Raw genomic sequence first — 18,728 nt, 5'->3', positions numbered from 1 at the left:
CTTATGATGAACACGATTCACATTCGTCGATCTCAACCGTCGTCGAACGCGTGTAGTAGATCGTCTTCATCCCAAGTTGCCATGCTTCCATGTGCATCTCGAGTAATTCTTTTGCTTTGACGTTATTTTTCACGTACAGATTGAAGCTGATCGCTTGGTCGATGTGACGCTGGCGCGAAGCATTTTGACGAATGCTCCATAACTGGTCAATCTCGAACGCTGATTTATAGAACCAGTTCGTTTCCGGTGTTAAATCCGGAACGGTAACTGGGATCTTATAGTTTTTCTTCTCTTCTGAGTAGACTTTTTTATAGATTGGATCAATCGATGCCGTACTTCCCGCAATGATCGCCGTCGATGAGTTAGGTGCGACTGCCATCAAGTAAGCGTTACGCATCCCGTGCGCCGTGATGTCGGCTTGGAGACGATCCCAATCGAGTTCATCCGTCGTTTTGTAGTGGCGACGTTTGATGTACTCTCCTGTTTGCCATTCTGAACCTTCAAAGAGACGGTACGCGCCTTTCTCTTTCGCAAGTTGCATCGACGCATCGATCGTCAAGTAAGCGATTTTCTCGTAGAGACGGTCTGCGTATTGCACCGCTTCGACCGATTCCCAACGGATACCTTCAAGCGCGAGCAGATGGTGCCAACCGAATGTTCCAAGACCAACGGCACGGTATTTTTGATTCGTCAATTGCGCTTGCGGGACATCGATCGTATTCAGATCGATGACGTTATCAAGCATCCGCATTTGAATTGGAATCAATCGTTCTAAGACGTCAGAGCGAACCGCACGTGCAAGCGCGATCGATGACAAGTTACAGACGACGAAGTCCCCTGGTGTCTTCGTGACGATGATCTTACCATCTTCCGTGTACTCTTCTGTCACGGTCGTCGGGCTCATGTTTTGCATGATTTCCGAGCACAGGTTTGATGAGTAGATCATCCCAGCATGTTTATTCGGATTCGCACGGTTAACGGCGTCACGGAAGAACATGTATGGCGTCCCTGTCTCAAGTTGTGAACGCATATAGCGTTTGACGAGATCGATTGCCGGAACTGTTTTTTTGCTGAGACGCGGTTCATTGACACATGCTTCGTATCTTTCCGTGAAGCTACCGCCTTGTTCTGTCTCATCGAAATAATCTTCAAGGCTGAAGCCCATAATCGTCCGAATTTCGTGTGGGTCAAACAGGTGCCAGTCTTCTCGTGCTTCTACAGCACGCATGAAGCGGTCTGGTAAGTTAACGCCCGTGAACAAGTCATGTGTCCGAAGTCGCTCGTCCCCATTGTTGAGCTTCGCATCTAAGAACTCGAGAATGTCTTTATGCCAGATGTCAAGATACACGGCGATTGATCCTTGGCGCATACCGAGCTGATCGACGCTGACTGCCGTGTTGTTCAATTGTTTCATCCATGGGATGACACCACTTGAAACACCTTTAAAGCCTTTGATGTCTGATCCACGTGAGCGAATTTTCCCCATGTAGACACCGATTCCGCCGCCACCCTTAGAAAGTGTCGCTACATCCGTGTTCGAGTCATAGATGCCGCGTAGCGAATCATCGACTGTATCGATGAAGCATGATGAGAGTTGACCATATGATTTACCGGCGTTCGAAAGCGTCGGTGTCGCGACCGTCATGTAGAGGTTCGACAATGCCCAGTATGCTTCTTTGACGAGCTCTAAACGACGTTCCTTCGGTTCGTTCTGCATCAGCGTCATCGCGATGACCATGAATCGTTCTTGCGGTAGCTCGTACAAATTTTTAACGTGATCACGTGCAAGATACCGGTCTGCTAGTGTCCGAAGGCCAATGTATGTGAACAGGTGGTCGCGGGAAGGATCAATCGTTGCCGACAGTTCGTTGATGTCTTCTTTCGAATACGCATCCAGTAAATGTTTCGTGAAGATGCCGATTTCTGTCAGCTTTTCAATCAATGTATACAGCGAACCATATCGTTCTTCCGCTGCATATCCGCGGTTTTCACCCGCTTCTAGATATAACCGATTTAAGTAAGTCGCTGTCGCTACGAATGTCCAGTTCGGCTCTTCTGCCTTTAACATATCGAGTGCGTGCATCGTTAACAGTTCATAGACTTGATCAGCTTGTAGGGATTTTCCTTCAAGCGCTCGGATGGCACGTTCTGTATAGCGGTCGATATCAAGTTCCGGATACGTTTCCGTCGCTTGTCGAATCACGACATATACGTCTTCTATTGTCATTGCACCCTTAAAGATGCGTGCTGTATTCAGTGGAGATGCCACTATGAACCACTCCCATTCTCTATCGTTAAACAGGTTCGCATTACACTATGAAATACGCTAAACTAAAAAAAGACGTCCTACATATAGAAAGAACTCTACAAGTATCACTCTATATATAGACGTTTTAGACGTTTTTAAACCTGTTAATGTACAAGATATAGGTTATCACTGAAATCTAAAAAAATAACCCCTTGCTTTGAAATTCAGGTCAAACAATTTGAAAAAGGCATCATGACGCCTTTTGAGATATATTGAGATAGCGAGTAAAACATATTATAAGTTCACGCGAACTCTTAAAATAAAGATGAGTCATTTCTCCTATCAGAAGAAAAATATTCTCTTCGAATTTTCTGATATACTGAACGTATCGATCTTCCGTTTGGAGGAAGAAGGATTGAATCCAACTATCACGAAAAGATGACATATGGCATATACGTATGTACGTTGAAAGGAGCTTACCTATGCAAGTCGATTACACACCAAACCCGAATTCCGTCAAAATCACGCTCGAGGAACAGCGCTTCGGTGCAAAAAGTACGAGTGTCAAAAAAGAAGATACACCGGAAGATACGTTGCTCGCATCTTTGATCGCTATCGATGGCATTGATAATCTATTCGCTTACGGCGACTTCGTGACGGTCACGAAAGAACCAGAAGCAGAATGGAATGAGCTGCTACCACGTATCGAAGCAAACATGTAAAAAAACAAGAAGACACCTGTTCCTGAACAGGTGTCTTTGTTCAAGGAGCGATCGCTGATGCCAACCGTATCCATCATCATCCCGACATACAATCGTCCTCGCGAACTAGCAGAAGCGCTAGAAGCGTTGACACGTCAACACTATCAGGACTTCGATGTCATCGTTCTAAACAATAATGGCGACGATGTCTCAGCAGTGACCTCTGCCTATCAGGATCGTCTGCAGATCACATATGTCGAGTTACCTGAAAATCATCACGTCCGTGCTCGAAATCACGGTGTCATACTCGCTTCCGGTCGGTATATCTTACTTCATGATGACGATGACCTCTTATTACCGAGTCATCTCGAAGAAGCGGTCGGTGATCTCGAAGCCGGCGCGGATCTAACGTATACGGACGCGGAGCTCTTTACGTATCGCTGGGAAGACGGTCACCGGATTGCACTTCATTCCGAACCGTTCGCGTACCCGTATGATCCGGAGACGATGCGAGAAGACTCGACGTACATTCCATCCGGATCGCTCTACCGTAAATCGCTCCACGATCAACTCGGTCTGTTTGATGAAGACGTCTTCAACTACTGGGACTGGGACTGGATTTTACGCGTCGGTAAGGATCATTTAGTGTTACATCCGGCACGAGCAACCGTCCTGTACGCCTTCAACCCGTCCGGCAATCATGAGTCGGCACGACAAGACGCAACGCGACGCGTCTATTTTGACCGCCTGGTCGAAAAACATCAACTTCCGACACGTGAAATGAAGAACTTCCATATCGTTCAGGAAGAACGACGCGCACGACTGCGACAGACACGTCGTACCTTCAATGGTCAATTGACAGAAAGTGAGTGATTCCATGTACACCGAAAAACAACTCGAATTATTAGCACTATTAACACAAAATGGTCCGATGGACGTAAACTTACTTGCGCAGATGCTCGATTGGGAAGCGTCAGAAGTAGCTGCTTCGATTGAAACATTCAAACGTGACGGTGTCCTACTCGGCTATACCGCCGTCATTGACTGGCAAAAGATTCATGCCCATCACGGCGTGACAGCTTTCATCGATGTCAAGGTCACACCAAAACGGGGACGCGGCTTTGATGAAGTCGCAGAGCGAATCCATCGTTTCCCGGAAGTGACATCTCTGTATCTGATGTCAGGCGCATATGACTTACAAGTCGTACTTGATGGCAAATCGCTACAAGAAGTGTCTCAATTCGTTTCTGAAAAATTATCGACACTCGACTCCGTCATCTCGACGACGACCCATTTCCGCTTAAAGACGTATAAGCACGATGGCGTTCTCTTCAGTCAGGATGATGACGACAAACGATTGAAGGTGTCTCCATGAAATCTTTATCAACACGTGTCGAACAGCTAGCTCCATCCGGCATTCGTCGTTTCTTTGATTTAGCTGGATCGATGGAAGATGTCATCTCACTTGGTGTCGGTGAACCCGATTTCGTCACGCCATGGAACGTCCGAGAAGCAAGCTTTGCAGCACTTGAACAGGGCTACACAGCATACAGCGCTAACGCCGGTTTACTCGAGTTACGTCAGGAAATCGCGCTTTACATGCAAGAAAAGTTCGCCATCTCCTATTCGACGACGGAAGAGATCATCGTCACGACCGGAGCTTCGGAAGGACTTGACCTTGCGTTTCGTAGTTTGATCAATCCGGGAGATGAAGTCATCGTCGTTGAACCGGCGTTCGTTTCATATGCCCCCTTGATCGAACTTGCTGGAGGAATTCCTGTCGCCGCTGCATGTCACGCAGAAGACGGTTTTGCGATTCAACCGGAAACGATCGAACAGTTGCTGACGGACAAAACGAAAGCAATCATTTTCTGTTTCCCATCGAATCCGACAGGCTCGACGATGACATGCGATCAGTTAGCGGACCTCGCGTTACTTGTTCAAAAGCATGATTTATATGTCATCAGTGATGAAATCTATGCGGAGCTATCCTACGAAACAGAAGCGATTTGTTTTGCGACCCTTCCTGGTATGCGGGAGCGGACGATCATCATCAATGGTTTCTCGAAAGCTTTCGCGATGACGGGCTGGCGGCTCGGCTTTACTTGCGCACCACCTGCGATCACGCAATCGATGCTGAAGGTCCACCAATATGGAATGATGTGTGCACCAACACTCGTCCAATTCGCGGGTATTGAAGCGTTACGTTCTCGTCATAAGACAGTCCCTGATATGGTGACAAGTTATCGCCAACGCCGGAATTACTTCGTCAAGGCGTTAAACGATGCGGGTCTTCCGACGCACTTACCAGGCGGTGCCTTTTATGCTTTTCCGTACATTGGTCATACTGGGCTGACGAGTGAGCAGTTCGCCGAGCAATTGTTGCTCGCTGAGCGCGTCGCTGTCGTTCCAGGATCCGTCTTCGGAGCAAGCGGTGAAGGCTATGTCCGGGCAAGTTACGCGAGTTCAATCGAGCAACTGCAAGAAGCCATCGCGCGCATTCAGCGCTTCATGAAAAAATGGCAGACTCAGGATGAGACAACATCGTCTCACTCACACTAAAAATAAGCCGCTTGCTCAAACGAGCAGGCGGCTTATTTTTTAATCGACATAGAAGACAAGAAACATCCGATAGTCGTCTTCCGCATGATACGGTGAGACTGGACCGAGTTGTGGCGCAAAAACTTCTAACCGATACGGTGAGTCCTTGAAATCAAGTGGTGTCCGCTCTTTGATCAAGCGCCCCATTTCATCTGCTAATTCTTTCACTTCGACTAAACTACGCGATCGTTCCATCGGTGCCTCGAAGACGAACGCCTCGATTCCCTCAATCGGCGCACAGCGGAGGAATCGTCGAAGCGACGGGAGGGCCGCCTCCATATTACCCGCTAATGTTTGATCATCCTCATAAATAGGTGCTCCCCAGAGACGTGCCTCACTTCCTGTCGCACTCCGGAAGTGATCAATCGTCTCTTCCGTGATAGGGTCACGTGTCAACGCAAAGCGTGTTTTATCCCGCTTGAGATTCTTTTCATTCGTCCGATCGATTTCCGACAGTAAATCGAGTTGTAGCGGTCGTGCTAAACGAAATAATTCCCGTTGCAGACGTGCGATGGAATGACCGATTGGAACAATTGTATCCTTCGCTTTAGGCGGTTTATCCCCTTCGTACCCATTCATGACGCGTGCGACTTGACCAGCTTCATGCACAAGTCGATAAAAGGAACCGTCCTGATCATCGTTTACCGTTCCGAGTGCCTCATGTTGCACCGCAAGATCCGTCACGTATTGATTGGCAAGACACGTCGAGATCATCAAAACGTCTACAAGTTCTGAACGAAGAGCTTCTTGATCTCTTTGTTCGAGTGCTTCACCGACTTCACCGATTTCTTCGGTCAAGCGTGCGAGACCAGAGAGCGGTCGAAAATAACCTCCGAGTGAACGAATCGTCGCATCAACCTTTTGTTGCAGTGTCTTCATCTGTTCCATCTGTCTGATCCCCCACGATTGCTTGACGTACTTGCGCCTCCGTCTCTTGTTTGACGCGTTTGGCAAACGCCTGATTTTTCTTCCATTCTCGGATTCCAACGGATGTCGCAGCAATCAATGCAGCAAATAATCCGATTTCTCTTTTACGCATCGTTTTCTCCTCCTTTTGAATGACTCGTTCCCTACCTAAACATGATATGATGATATCAATTCTACATAATCCAGTAAGAGGTGTTGCTTGTGTCGACTGAACGTCTTTGGCAAATGGCCCGGTTCTTGACGGTGATCTTCGCCTTCGTAGCTGTTGGATGGTTATTCATCCGCCTCTCGTCCATTTTGTACCCGTTTGTCTTTGCGTTTCTGCTTGCTCTTTTCAGCCGTCCGCTTGTCGATTTCTTTCAAAAGCGGTTACGGATCAATCGTGGATGGGGTGCGTTATTGTCCATCATTTTGATCAGTGGTTTATTGATCGGTTCGCTTGCCTTGATCATCATGCAGTTGATTCGCGGTCTCGTATTTGTCGCCAATCAATTACCGGCACAAATCCAGGAGTTGAGTCTGTATTTCCAAAAGCTATATAACGAAAAACTGGCACCGATTTGGAACGATGCTTCTGAAGCATTACGTTCATTAGAACCATCCCAACAAAATACGGTCCAAAACAGTATTCAATCGCTCGGTAGTTCGCTTGCGAGTGCGATTGGAGAAGGCTCAAAAAGTGTTGCGATGATGCTTCAATCTGTTCTTGCGACTTTACCATCGATTGCGTTGATTTTCGTCATCGTCTTACTCGCTTGGTTCTTCATCGCAAAGGATTGGCACCAGTACGAAATGCGATTGAAGCGCTACGAGATGCTTCCTTGGTTCGCTCGTGTCGAGTCGGTCTTCTTGAGCTTACGATCTGCCTTATTTGGTTATCTTAAAGCGCAACTCACGTTGATCACGATCACGTTTTTCATCGTCTTGATTGGTTTAATCATCATTGGTGTCGATCATCCATTCGCAGTTGCTTTCATCGCTGCCTTCTTCGACATCTTACCGTATCTCGGTACTGGTTCCGTCTTCCTGCCTTGGATCGCTTACTCGGTGATCACCGGAGATACGACGCTTGCGATTGGACTTGGCATTTTGTATGCCATCGTCATTCTCCAGCGCAACATCATGGAACCGAAGATCGTCGGCGATAACATCGGCATTCAACCGATTACGGCATTGATTGCGTTGTTCGTCGGGATCAAATTCTTCGGCGTCTTCGGGCTAATCCTTGGACCATTGATTGCCGTCATCTTAAAAGCACTCTACAATGCACAGATTTTCCATTATATCTGGGACTTCGTGAAAGGATCACCCACACCATTTCGGTGAGGGTGATTTTTTGGGTACAGCGGCATATAAAGGATACCCTTCCGTGTCCACTGGTTGACTTGCTGGCAAGTAATCGCATGGAAACCGTGCACCGGTCGCAAGCAGACAAGCATCAAGCCAATCATCAATCGCGACGTTCGGCTGACGCTGTTCCCATAACGGGGGACAATCATATTGTTCAAGTAATTCGATTCGTTCCGCGATGCCTTCCCTTGTTTTCTTAGAAAAACGTGCCGGATGACCGGCGAGGCGTGCAAAGCAGACTTCTGGATGTGATTCAATCATTTCAGATCGATGTGCATGACGGACTTCTCGGATTTTCGGTAATAGATACCACGCTTGTTTCGAAAGTCCGATACCAGCATGTTGTTTCGCTAAATTATTTGCTTCCATATAACTTGGTGTTGTCAACGCACTGAGGAACGGTGCATTAAAGGCACTACTCGTTCGTCCGGGGCGTAGTTCCTGTCGTAACAGCTGATCTGTTTCGCGTCGTCCTTCCATCAAACCGATCGGCATATCGATCCAAATTCGGTCGGCTGGCGGGATCTGTCCAAGCGTCAGTTCGATTGATCCTGAGTACGTCTCATTTTCGTACCTGACGACGACCCATCCTGCCTTTGCCGCATCAATCCCGATGACGTGCATTCGTCTTCTCCCGGAAAGAACGCAGTAGTGATAAGACCGTGAAGATACCGATAAATGTCGCAAGACCGAGCGATAGACGATCTCGTGCATCCAAGTACCAGACGACGATAAGAATCGTCAACAAGACGCCGAGTAGATTCCAACGTCTCATTTTTCTTGCTCGACGAATCGATACAGACTACGAACCATGACACCCGTTGCTCCTTTTGGACCAATCTCAGACGCTTGATTCTGTTCCGATGTTCCCGCGATATCGAGGTGCAACCATGGTGTGTCGCCTACAAATTCCCCGACGAACGCACCACCGAAGATCATGTGTCCCATGCGTCCCGGTGAGTTATTCAAATCTGCGACATCTGAGCGGCGGACTTGTTTAATGAACGCATCGACATATGGCATTTGCCATACCATCTCGTTCGTCTCTTTCGTCACCTGTTCAAAGCGTTCGTAAAGTGACGCATCATTCGTCAATGCACCTGTGATTTCTGTTCCAAGGGCGACAAGGACACCACCTGTCAATGTTGCGAGGTCGATGATGGCTTTCGGCTGGTACTCTTTCACGTACGTGACTGCATCTGCGAGGACAAGTCGTCCTTCTGCATCCGTGTTCAAGACTTCAATCGTTTTTCCTGCCATCGACGTGATGACATCATCTGGTTTGAAAGCATCCCCAGAAATCATGTTATCCGTTGCCGGAATGACGCCAATGACGTGAACATCAGGTTTGAGTTGACCGAGTGCTTCAAACAGACCAAGAACTGCTGCTGCGCCTCCCATATCTCCTTTCATCCCGACGATCCCGTCTTTTGGTTTGATCGAATAACCACCTGTATCGAACGTGACACCTTTTCCGACGACAGCAATCGGTGCTTCTACTGAGCCTTTGTATTCAAGGACGATCAACTTCGGCGGGATGACCGATCCTTGATTGACGGCAAGCAAGGCACCCATGCCAAGTGCTTCCATCTCTTCCTTATCGATGATTCGGAGATCATGTCCATGACGCTCCGCGATGAAGCGTGCTTCGTCCGCAAGCGCTGGCGCCGTCAAAAGATTTCCCGGCATCGTTACGAGACGTCGCGCCAAGTTCGTTGCTTCCCCTAAGGCTTTTCCGCGACGCACTGCCTCGTCTTCAGAAGGTAAGACCGTCAGATGAAGCGTGTACGCTTTAGAAGGAGATGTTTTATAATGTTTGACCTCATATGTAGCGAGGGTGAATGTCTCAGCAATCAGTTCGACCGGTTGACCTGGAAACGTCGTCGCGTCGACTGTCACCTGTTCTAAGCGGCGTGCTTTGACATGTTGTGCGGCTTTTCCGAGCAAACGGCGCAAGTTGTCTTGCGAGAGTTGATCGACTTTCCCGAGTCCGACGAACAGCACACGTGCGACGTCTCCTGATAACGTCGGCAACAGACGAAGTTCTCCCCGTTTCGTTGAGATATCACCTTGACGGACCCACTCATCTAGTTTGTCACCATACATTGCTTGTAATCGTTCATCAATCGGTTGATTCCCTGATATCCCGACGATCAGTACGTCTACGGGTTGATTCGTTTGCATAAAAATTCCCCCTTTATCTAATACCTACTAGTATGAAGTGTTTTCAGTCATTTTCCAACTGATAGCCTCTCAGCGGACCGCAAACGCTTACATCATTCTTGTTTGCCAATTTGTCGAAATGCTTGGTTTCAAACAATTGTTGCCCGTTTCACAATATGATAGGATTAAACAGGTGAAAAATTGAGACACTTCAAGAAACGATGCGTTTGCTGTTCCGGGAAATGTCTACGTTTTCATTCAAGGGAGAGTGCGCAGAAGGCTCGTTAAGAGAGAGGCGTTTATGGGTATCTATAGATAGCTAAGAAACGAAGTCGTCGCGTTAAAAAAACTTACTGAAAAGAGGGTAATGCACATGGCACAACACATCAAAGGAATTGGCGCTTCTGCAGGGATCGCGATTGCAAAGGCATTCGTGATGGAAACACCGGTCTTTGAGATTCCATCGCACAAAATCGAGGATACGGCTGCGGAAAAAGAACGTTTCCAAGCAGCGATCGCAAAATCGAAGACGGAACTCGAAGTCATTCGTGAAAATACCTTAAAAGAATTAGGTCCAGATAAAGCGGAGATCTTCTCGGCTCACCTTCTCATCCTAGAAGATCCGGAAATCGTTAGTCAGGTGAACGCAAAAATCGAGGACGAGCAAGCAAATGCTGCGAAAGCACTCGATGAAGTCGCGAACATGATGGTCATGATTTTCGAATCAATGGATAACGAATACATGCGTGAACGTGCAGCGGACGTCCGCGACGTCACGAAACGGACGATGGCTCACCTTCTCGGTATCACGTTCGTCACTCCAGCTCAAATCAATGAAGAAGTCATCATCATCGCGGAAGACTTGACTCCTTCAGATACGGCACAATTGAACCGTAAGTATGCTAAAGGTTTCGCAACGAACATTGGTGGCCGGACATCGCACTCTGCCATTATGTCTCGTTCACTCGAAATCCCAGCAGTCGTCGGAACAAAAGTTGTCTTGACGGACGTTAAACACGGCGATCTTCTCATCCTTGACGGTGCGGAAGGTGACGTCATCGTCAACCCAAGTGAAGAGCAAGTCGCTGAGTATGAAGCAAAACGTGCAGCATACATCGCACAAAAAGAAGAGTGGAAAAAACTTAAGAACGAAAAAACAATGACAGCTGACGGTCACCACGTCGAGCTCGCCGCAAACATCGGTACACCAAACGATGTCAAAGGCGTGCTTGAAAACGGAGCAGAAGCTGTCGGTCTCTACCGGACAGAATTCCTCTACATGGATGCAGAGACATTCCCAACGGAAGACGAGCAATTCACAGCATACAAAACCGTTCTCGAGTCAATGGGCGATAAAAAAGTCGTCATTCGGACGCTCGATATCGGTGGCGACAAAGAATTGTCGTACCTTGATCTCCCACACGAGATGAACCCGTTCCTCGGTTACCGTGCGATCCGTCTCTGTCTCGATCAAACAGACTTGTTCCGTACACAATTGCGCGCACTTCTTCGTGCAAGTGCATACGGTAAACTCGCTGTCATGTTCCCAATGATCGCAACAATCGAAGAGTTCCGTGCTGCAAAAGCACTTCTCCTTGAAGAGAAAGCAAATCTCCAAGGTGAAGGTGTCACTGTATCAGAAGACATCGAAGTCGGTATGATGGTCGAGATCCCAGCAACTGCGGTCATGGCTCGTCAGTTCGCAAAAGAAGTCGACTTCTTCTCTGTCGGAACGAACGATTTGATTCAATACACGATGGCGGCAGACCGGATGAACGAAAAAGTATCGTACCTGTACCAACCGTTCAATCCTGCGATCTTGAACCTCTTGAACAACGTCATCACAGAAGCACACAAAGCAGGCAAATGGGTCGGCATGTGTGGTGAGATGGCAGGAGAAGAATTGGCACTCCCAATCCTTCTTGGGCTTGGTCTCGATGAGTTCTCGATGTCTGCTTCATCTGTCCTTCGCGCACGTAGCTTGATGACACGCCTCAACAAGTCAGAATGTGAAGCAATCGTCGAGCAAGTGCTTGATATGGATACAGCAGAAGAAGTCGTCGACTTCCTCAGCACGACATTCGATATCAAAAAATAATTTCTGTTAGACGAATCTGGAGTAATCCAGGTTCGTCTTTTTTTATACCGATTAACAAAAAAACAACGCCTCTTTTAAATAAGAAAGAAGGCGTTGTTGAAACCTGATTATTGAGCTTGTTTTTTCTTCTCTGGGGTCGCTTGTTCCGATAAAATCGGACGCTCGTTCCCCATTAAGAAGATAAAGATGACACCGAGTACTGCTGGAATCAAGGCCCAGAAATAGACGGTAGAGATGGATTCTGCAAGCGATGTCTTGATTGCTGTCGCGACTTCTGGTGGCATCTTCGCAAACGCAGCTGCCGTCGGGAACTGCCCACCTGACGGCGCTCCACCTTGCGGCAATCGATCCGCTACAGCCGATGTGAACGTTCGTGATTGAACGATGCCGAGGACCGTGACACCAAGCGTCATCCCGATCGTCCGGAATGTCGATCCCATCGACGTCGCAGCACCACGACGTTGCATCTCGATACCATTGATGCTTGCTAGGTTCAACAACGAGAAGCTAAAGCCAACACCGAACCCAAGAATGATCATATAGATCGTTACTGCTGTACGCGATGTCTCAAGCGTCATTGTACTGAGGAGATAGACACCGAGTAGGAAAAAGACAGCTGAGACGATCATGACATTTCGGAAACCAAACTTATTCGGCAACTGGCCACCGAGCTGCGCCGAGATGACTGAGGCAATCAACATCGGCATCAGGATCAGACCGGAGTTCGTCGCACTGCCACCAAAGACACCTTGAACGAAGATTGGAATGAACACACTCGCCGAGATGAAGACGAATCCATAAAAGAACGCAACGCCTTGTGTTGCCGCAAATAAACGACGACGGAACAGACTGAATGTAATAACTGGATCCGCGGCACGGCGTTCAGCGAATGCGAAGGCAACGAACGCGACGAGTGCTGCTCCGAACAGACCAAGAATTTGTGGTGAAGACCATGCATACTCTTTCCCACCCATTTCGAGCGCGAGTAAGAATAAAACCAATCCTGCAACAAGCGTGAAGGCACCGATGTAGTCGATTTTCTGTGTCCGGTGCACCGGTGATTCCTGATAGAAGACTGTCACGAGACCAAGGGCAATCAATCCGAGTGGGATGTTGATATAAAATACCCAGCGCCAGTCGAGGGAATCCGTCAATACGGCACCAAGCAACGGTCCGAAAATACTCGAGATCCCGAAGACCGCTCCGAACAATCCACTGACTTTCCCACGTTTCTCCGGTGGGAAGATATCAAAGATAATCGTAAAGGCGATCGGCATCAACGCACCGCCACCAAGCCCTTGTAAGGCACGATACGCAGACAATTCAATGATTGAGTCTGCCATTCCACACAAGATACTCCCTATCATGAAGATAAGCATCCCAAAGAGGAAGAAGCGTTTTCTTCCATACATGTCACTCAATTTACCGAAGATCGGCATCCCGGCAACGGTTGCGATCATGTAAGCCGACGTGACCCAAGCGTACTGATCAAACCCATTCAGTTCACTGACGATCGTCGGCATCGCCGTCGCAACGATCGTGTTATCCATTGCTGCGACTAAAATCCCAATCAATAGTCCAATGACGACAGGTGTCGTATTCGTTTTTGTTGTAGTCGAAGACATCGACACACCTCATTTCTAAAAAATTAGCTAACTCTTATAATAGCTAACTCATTGTATCATCATATGTGCAAAATCTCACTATCAAATGTGTTCTACAATATTTTCACACAAAAAAAGACGGACCGTTCGTGACGATCCGTCGCTTTTCTTCCTTTACTCTACACGATACGAAATCGCTTCTCCGGCTTCGACCGTCTGTCCGACATCGACGTCGACTTTTCGATCGCCACTGTTCGTGACGATGATCGGTGTCAGTAACGATGGCACGAGTGGTCGTACTTGCTCGAGATCGACATTGAGAAGTGGTGTCCCCGGTTTGACACGATCTCCAGCTTTCGCTAACGCCTCAAACCCTTTTCCTTCAAGTGACACCGTATCAATACCGATGTGAATCAAGATCTCATCTCCGTTATCCGCAAGAATACCGATCGCGTGTTTCGTCGGGAAGAAGGTTGTAATCTCACCAGAGACGGGAGAGACGACATATCCTTCCGTCGGTTCGATCGCATATCCGTCACCCATCATACGACCGGAGAATACTTGATCCGGTACATCATCCAGAGAACGAATGATACCGCTCAGTGGTGCGACGTATCCATCTTCAGGCACATAAGCACCCCCACGATCTCCAGCGAGTGGTCCCGTATCGGTTGTACCCGATCCAGAAGTTCGCGCTTCATCTCCTGTTGGAACTTGTGGAATCGGGTCGGCTTCCGGTGTCTCTTTCGGTTTGTAATTTGGATCTTTCATGATATCTGCCATTTCTGACTTGATCCCATCAGATTTCGGTCCAAAGATTGCCTGGACGTTATCTCCGACTTCAAGGACACCGGCAGCACCGAGCTCTTTCAAGCGATCCTTGTTGACACCTGATTTATCATTAACGGTAATCCGAAGACGTGTGATACAGGCATCTAAATGTTTAATGTTTGATGGACCACCGAATGCTTGTAGAATTTCATACGGTAGATCGCCTGCTTGTGCCGTCGATGTCGCAGCACCCTCTTTGATTGCTTCACGTCCTGGAATCTTCAGATCGAATTTCGTGATGACGAAACGGAAACCGAAGTAATAGATGACGGCGAAGACGAGACCGACTGGAATGACAAGCCACCACGAAGTTCGGTTCGGTAAAATCCCGAACAACGTGTAGTCAATCAATCCACCGGAGAATGTCATCCCGATCTTGACGTTCAGTAAATCCATGATCATGAATGAAAGACCTGCAAAGACAGCGTGAACGGCAAACAAAAGTGGTGCAACGAATACGAAGGAGAACTCGACTGGCTCCGTGATCCCAGTCAGGAAAGAAGTCAACGCAGCTGAGAAATAGAGACCTTCGACGGCTTTACGACGATCCTTTGCGACCGTGTGGTACATCGCAAGACAGGCTGCTGGCAGACCGAACATCATGAATGGATATTTCCCGGTCATATATGTCCCTGCCGTGAACGGTACACCGTCCTTTAATTGTGCAAAGAAGATCCGCTGATCCCCGTTGATGATCGTTCCGGCTTTATCCGTATATTCACCGAACTGGAACCAGAAGCTTGAGTACCAGATATGGTGAAGACCAAACGGAATCAACGAACGTTCGACGAGTCCAAAGATGAAGGCAGACAACGGTTCGTTCGCTTCGATGATCGTTTTGGAGAACGTATTGATGCCTGTCCCGATCGGTGGCCAAATATATGACAAAGCAAAACCTGCGACAAGACTGAACAAGGCCGTTGCAATCGGAACGAAACGTTTCCCTGCAAAAAATCCGAGGAAATCAGGCAGTTTGATTTTGAAGAATTTATTATAACTGTACGCTGCTATCAAACCGGCAATGATCCCTCCGAATACCCCCATTTGCAAGGTCGGTATCCCAAGGACCGTCGCATACGACAAATCACTCGCCTTTTGTGCTTCCGTGATTTTTTCTGGTGTAATCTGCAAGAATGAACTGATGACCTTGTTCATGATCAGGAAACCGACGATGGCTGCTAAACCGGCGACCCCTTCTCCGTTCGCAAGACCAATCGCGACCCCGACGGCGAACAATAATCCGAGGTTCGCAAAGATGATGTCACCCGCATCCTGCATGACTCGCCAGATGACGACAAGCGAATCGTTCTCCAGAAACGGTAAATATTGTGTTAAGTTCGGGTTTTGAAACGCTGTCCCGAACGCAAGCAATAACCCCGCTGCTGGCAAAATCGCTACCGGTAGCATCAGGGCCTTACCGATCCGCTGTAAGACACCAAACACGTTTTTCCACATGCGCATATTCCCTCCTTTTTTAAACAAACTACTTAATTCATACCCTAAAATATTCTAGTGCAAAACGATTCTAAACGATTTCGAAAAAAAAAAAATGAGCCCTTCCGCAGAAGGACTCATCTAAAAAAACATTAGACTGTTTTTTCTTGTTTACGTGACGTGATGACAGCTTGAATCTCAGACTTGATGTTGTCTGATTTCGGTCCATAGATCGCTTGGACGTTGTTACCAACTTCAAGGACACCAGCAGCACCTAATTTTTTCAACTCATCTTTATTGACTTTCGATTTGTCGAGAACTTCAACACGAAGACGTGTGATACATGCATCCAAGTGTTTGATGTTCGACTCTGAACCGAGTGCATCAAGAATACCTTCAGCGAGTTCAGAACCTTGAGCAGATGAAGTCTCTTGAGCTGCATCTTCACGACCTGGAGTTTTCAGGTTGAACTTGCGGATTGCGAAACGGAATCCAGCATAGTAGATGACAGAAAGTGCAAGACCGACGACGATGACGAGCCACCACTGTGTGCGCCCTGGAAGAACACCGAACAGAAGGAAGTCGATCAAACCACCAGAGAATGTCATACCGATCTTAACGTTCAACAATTGCATTGTCATGAACGAGAGACCTGCGAAGACAGCGTGAACTGCGAACAAGATTGGAGCTACGAACAAGAATGCGAATTCGATTGGCTCTGTGATACCTGTCAAGAATGCTGTAAGTGCTGCTGATCCAAGAAGACCACCAACGACTGCACGACGCTCAGGGCGAGCTTCGTGGTACATTGCGAGTGCTGCTGCTGGAAGACCGAACATCATGAACGGGAATTTACCAGTCATGAACGTACCAGCTGTTAATGTTGCGTTGTCTTTCAATTGTGCGAAGAAGATTGCTTGGTCACCATGAACGACTGTTCCTGCTGCATTCTTGTACGAACCGAATTCGAACCAGAATGGTGCATAGAAGATATGGTGAAGACCGAATGGAATCAACGAACGCTCGATGAGACCGAAGACGAATGCTGCGAGTGTTGGGTTTTTCTCCATCATGAAGTGCGAGAACGAGTTCAAGCCATCTTGCGCAAACGGCCAGACGAATACGAGAACAAGACCTGCAACCAATGAAACAACTGCTGTGACGATTGGAACGAAACGTTTACCAGCAAAGAATCCAAGGAACTGTGGCAATTCGAGATTATGGTACTTCCCGTACGCCCAAGCTGCGATCAAACCGATGATGATACCACCGAATACCCCAGTTTGAAGTGTTGGGATACCGAGTACGTTTGCATATCCTTGACCGTTAGCAACCATTTCTGGTGTAACGCCGAGCCAAACGCTCATTGTTTTGTTCATGATCAAGAATCCGACGATTGCCGCAAGTCCGGCTGCGCCGTCCCCTGCAAGACCAATCGCGACACCGACCGCGAATAAGAGTGCTAAGTTACCGAAGATGATATCCCCAGCTGCTTCCATCAATTTTGCAACCTTGATGATTGCATCATTTTTCAAGAACTCGAGTTTTGACGTCAAGTTCGGATTTTGCATCGCGTTACCGAATCCGAGTAGGATACCGGCAGCTGGCAAAATCGCTACAGGAAGCATCAACGCTTTACCGACACGTTGAAGAACAGCAAAAATCTGTTTGAACATGTGTGTTTCCTCCTTTTCCTGTTAAGAGCGAAGTATGATGAATAATGCCAATGATTGAGACGAAAAAAGTCAGACATCTGACCGATTTTTTACAGAAAAAAATCAGGCACGAGCGGATTGTAGACAATAGACTTATCCCGTTGAATAACGGAAATAAAGCTTCTTGCCCGACATCCCACTCATGCCTGATCGTATCAGTAACACGTAGTCCGTGCGGTCATTTACCTGAATCGTACTGCACTAAGCGTTGCAGATGCATCGTAAGATACGTCGCCTCACCGCGCGGTACCGCTTTCTTCAACTGACGTTCCATGATGGACATCAGCTCCCAAGCAGTATCATAGCATAGCGGATATTCTTCACGCAATAGCTTTTCTACTTTTTCTGGAGCCTCTAGATACTCCCCATTGGAAACCCTTTCAATCGCTGAACGAAGATGCCGAATCAGACGCTTGTAATCAAGCGATTTTCGATCGATTTTAATCTCCAGTCGCTGTTCGATATGACTAGCAATTAAACCGACGAGTTGATGATGGCGGTTAACTTCGAGTACGTCTTTGAAGTTCGTCGCCGAATGAATATGAAGTGCGATGAATCCTGTCTCCGCTGGAGGCAGGTAAAAATTCATCTCGGCACTGATGAACTCGACGATTTCTTCTGCAAGGGCGTACTCTTCCGGATACAAGGCTTCCGTTTCAGCAAGAAACGGATTCGTGACTTCCATTCCTTGTTCTAGTCGCTTGAACGTAAACGTCAAATGATCCGTCAATCCAATATGGATATGTTCATCGACCTTTTTTCCGAAGCGTGTCTCGATCATCGAGACGATCTCGTTCATCAACGCGATGAAGTTCTCATCGAGATGATCGACGAGCGCCTTATATTGATCCTGTTCTTCTTTATCCTTCAACGTGTAGACTTTTTCCAACTTGTCGAGATCTGTCAGTTGATCGCCTGGCTTCCGACCGAAGCCAATCCCTTTCGCGAGGATAATGACTTCCTGATTCGCACCAGTCGAACAAATGACGACATTATTATTCAATACCTTGATAACGTGGTACATTTGTTTATCCATTCGCTCTCAACCCAATCTGC

16 protein-coding genes are annotated in these 18,728 nt (G+C 47.6%); 6 read left to right on the top strand and 10 right to left on the bottom strand.

The genetic code is table 11. The features are described from left to right. Position 1 precedes the first annotated feature (1 nt). Entirely contained in the window at positions 2-2,269 is a 2,268-nt protein-coding gene (locus HZS85_RS02440; protein WP_056062774.1) for a ribonucleoside-diphosphate reductase subunit alpha, read from the bottom strand. A 461-nt stretch (positions 2,270-2,730) separates the two neighbouring features. Between HZS85_RS02440 and HZS85_RS02435 the strand changes: the two genes are divergently transcribed. From HZS85_RS02435 to HZS85_RS02420, 4 genes are read left to right on the top strand one after another with little or no spacing between them, the layout of a single operon-like run. Continuing rightward, positions 2,731-2,970, top strand: a complete 240-nt coding sequence (locus HZS85_RS02435) for a NifU N-terminal domain-containing protein (protein WP_035406091.1) — start codon at positions 2,731-2,733, stop codon at positions 2,968-2,970. A 57-nt stretch (positions 2,971-3,027) separates the two neighbouring features. Beyond that, positions 3,028-3,822, top strand: a complete 795-nt coding sequence (locus HZS85_RS02430; protein ID WP_214852701.1) for a glycosyltransferase family 2 protein — start codon at positions 3,028-3,030, stop codon at positions 3,820-3,822. A gap of 4 nt (positions 3,823-3,826) precedes the next feature. After that, positions 3,827-4,324 (top strand): Lrp/AsnC family transcriptional regulator, encoded by a 498-nt coding sequence (locus HZS85_RS02425; RefSeq protein WP_035406085.1) that lies wholly within the window; start codon positions 3,827-3,829, stop codon positions 4,322-4,324. Then, positions 4,321-5,511: an aminotransferase gene (locus HZS85_RS02420; protein WP_214852698.1), complete on the top strand. Its 1,191-nt coding sequence runs from the start codon at positions 4,321-4,323 to the stop codon at positions 5,509-5,511. The genes HZS85_RS02425 and HZS85_RS02420 overlap by 4 nt, the downstream gene beginning before the upstream one ends. A 39-nt stretch (positions 5,512-5,550) precedes the next feature. Here the strand turns inward: HZS85_RS02420 and HZS85_RS02415 are convergent, their stop codons facing one another. After that, a complete protein-coding gene (locus HZS85_RS02415; protein ID WP_251137787.1) occupies positions 5,551-6,438 on the bottom strand; it encodes a MazG nucleotide pyrophosphohydrolase domain-containing protein in 888 nt (295 codons plus the stop codon). Beyond that, positions 6,404-6,589: a hypothetical protein gene (locus HZS85_RS02410; RefSeq protein WP_214852695.1), complete on the bottom strand. Its 186-nt coding sequence runs from the start codon at positions 6,587-6,589 to the stop codon at positions 6,404-6,406. Before HZS85_RS02410 ends, HZS85_RS02415 begins: the two co-directional genes overlap by 35 nt. An 89-nt stretch (positions 6,590-6,678) precedes the next feature. Here HZS85_RS02410 and ytvI point away from each other — a divergent pair, with 89 nt between their 5' ends. After that, positions 6,679-7,803 carry a sporulation integral membrane protein YtvI gene (ytvI, locus tag HZS85_RS02405; protein WP_214852692.1) on the top strand — a complete coding sequence of 375 codons (1,125 nt, stop codon included), beginning with the start codon at positions 6,679-6,681 and terminating at the stop codon, positions 7,801-7,803. On the opposite strand, the gene HZS85_RS02400 is transcribed toward ytvI, so the two are convergent. Genes HZS85_RS02400 through HZS85_RS02390 form a run of 3 tightly spaced genes read right to left on the bottom strand, consistent with a single transcriptional unit; the run spans position 7,783 to position 10,011 of the window. After that, positions 7,783-8,451: a DUF429 domain-containing protein gene (locus tag HZS85_RS02400; protein ID WP_214852689.1), complete on the bottom strand. Its 669-nt coding sequence runs from the start codon at positions 8,449-8,451 to the stop codon at positions 7,783-7,785. The genes ytvI and HZS85_RS02400 overlap by 21 nt on opposite strands. Continuing rightward, entirely contained in the window at positions 8,432-8,602 is a 171-nt protein-coding gene (locus tag HZS85_RS02395; protein WP_214852685.1) for a hypothetical protein, read from the bottom strand. Before HZS85_RS02395 ends, HZS85_RS02400 begins: the two co-directional genes overlap by 20 nt. Further along, entirely contained in the window at positions 8,599-10,011 is a 1,413-nt protein-coding gene (locus HZS85_RS02390; protein WP_214852682.1) for a leucyl aminopeptidase, read from the bottom strand. Before HZS85_RS02390 ends, HZS85_RS02395 begins: the two co-directional genes overlap by 4 nt. Before the next feature lie 352 nt (positions 10,012-10,363). On the opposite strand from HZS85_RS02390, the gene ptsP reads away from it, so the two are divergent. Continuing rightward, positions 10,364-12,088, top strand: a complete 1,725-nt coding sequence (gene ptsP, locus HZS85_RS02385) for a phosphoenolpyruvate--protein phosphotransferase (RefSeq protein WP_214852679.1) — start codon at positions 10,364-10,366, stop codon at positions 12,086-12,088. 107 nt (positions 12,089-12,195) lie between these two features. On the opposite strand, the gene HZS85_RS02380 is transcribed toward ptsP, so the two are convergent. The 4 genes from HZS85_RS02380 to glcT all read right to left on the bottom strand — a co-directional run bounded on the left by HZS85_RS02380 (position 12,196) and on the right by glcT (position 18,708). Further along, positions 12,196-13,713: an MDR family MFS transporter gene (locus HZS85_RS02380; RefSeq protein ID WP_214852676.1), complete on the bottom strand. Its 1,518-nt coding sequence runs from the start codon at positions 13,711-13,713 to the stop codon at positions 12,196-12,198. 153 nt (positions 13,714-13,866) lie between these two features. Then, positions 13,867-15,978, bottom strand: coding sequence for a glucose-specific PTS transporter subunit IIBC (gene ptsG / locus HZS85_RS02375; protein WP_214852673.1), 2,112 nt, complete (start codon positions 15,976-15,978; stop codon positions 13,867-13,869). 131 nt (positions 15,979-16,109) lie between these two features. Then, complete coding sequence (ptsG, locus tag HZS85_RS02370) at positions 16,110-17,633, bottom strand: glucose-specific PTS transporter subunit IIBC (protein WP_214852671.1); 1,524 nt, start codon at positions 17,631-17,633, stop codon at positions 16,110-16,112. Positions 17,634-17,850: 217 nt separating this feature from the next. Next, positions 17,851-18,708 carry a glucose PTS transporter transcription antiterminator GlcT gene (gene glcT / locus HZS85_RS02365; protein WP_214852669.1) on the bottom strand — a complete coding sequence of 286 codons (858 nt, stop codon included), beginning with the start codon at positions 18,706-18,708 and terminating at the stop codon, positions 17,851-17,853. Positions 18,709-18,728: the final 20 nt, after the last annotated feature.

This window comes from Exiguobacterium sp. s130, from assembly GCF_018619055.1.
GTDB lineage: Bacteria > Bacillota > Bacilli > Exiguobacteriales > Exiguobacteriaceae > Exiguobacterium_A.
The sequence above is the reverse complement of the archived record's forward strand: the minus strand, read 5'-3'. Positions and strand labels throughout refer to the sequence as shown.

Excerpts from the sequence above, each read along its gene's own strand:
- HZS85_RS02435 (WP_035406091.1), top strand. The coding sequence starts at position 2,731 with ATGCAAGTCGATTACACACCAAACCCGAATTCCGTCAAAATCACGCTC.
- HZS85_RS02430 (WP_214852701.1), top strand. The coding sequence starts at position 3,028 with ATGCCAACCGTATCCATCATCATCCCGACATACAATCGTCCTCGCGAA.
- HZS85_RS02425 (WP_035406085.1), top strand. The coding sequence starts at position 3,827 with ATGTACACCGAAAAACAACTCGAATTATTAGCACTATTAACACAAAAT.
- HZS85_RS02420 (WP_214852698.1), top strand. The coding sequence starts at position 4,321 with ATGAAATCTTTATCAACACGTGTCGAACAGCTAGCTCCATCCGGCATT.
- HZS85_RS02415 (WP_251137787.1), bottom strand. The coding sequence starts at position 6,438 with ATGGAACAGATGAAGACACTGCAACAAAAGGTTGATGCGACGATTCGT.
- HZS85_RS02410 (WP_214852695.1), bottom strand. The coding sequence starts at position 6,589 with ATGCGTAAAAGAGAAATCGGATTATTTGCTGCATTGATTGCTGCGACA.
- HZS85_RS02400 (WP_214852689.1), bottom strand. The coding sequence starts at position 8,451 with ATGCACGTCATCGGGATTGATGCGGCAAAGGCAGGATGGGTCGTCGTC.
- HZS85_RS02395 (WP_214852685.1), bottom strand. The coding sequence starts at position 8,602 with ATGAGACGTTGGAATCTACTCGGCGTCTTGTTGACGATTCTTATCGTC.
- HZS85_RS02390 (WP_214852682.1), bottom strand. The coding sequence starts at position 10,011 with ATGCAAACGAATCAACCCGTAGACGTACTGATCGTCGGGATATCAGGG.
- ptsP (WP_214852679.1), top strand. The coding sequence starts at position 10,364 with ATGGCACAACACATCAAAGGAATTGGCGCTTCTGCAGGGATCGCGATT.
- HZS85_RS02380 (WP_214852676.1), bottom strand. The coding sequence starts at position 13,713 with ATGTCTTCGACTACAACAAAAACGAATACGACACCTGTCGTCATTGGA.
- ptsG (WP_214852673.1), bottom strand. The coding sequence starts at position 15,978 with ATGTGGAAAAACGTGTTTGGTGTCTTACAGCGGATCGGTAAGGCCCTG.
- ptsG (WP_214852671.1), bottom strand. The coding sequence starts at position 17,633 with ATGTTCAAACAGATTTTTGCTGTTCTTCAACGTGTCGGTAAAGCGTTG.
- glcT (WP_214852669.1), bottom strand. The coding sequence starts at position 18,708 with ATGGATAAACAAATGTACCACGTTATCAAGGTATTGAATAATAATGTC.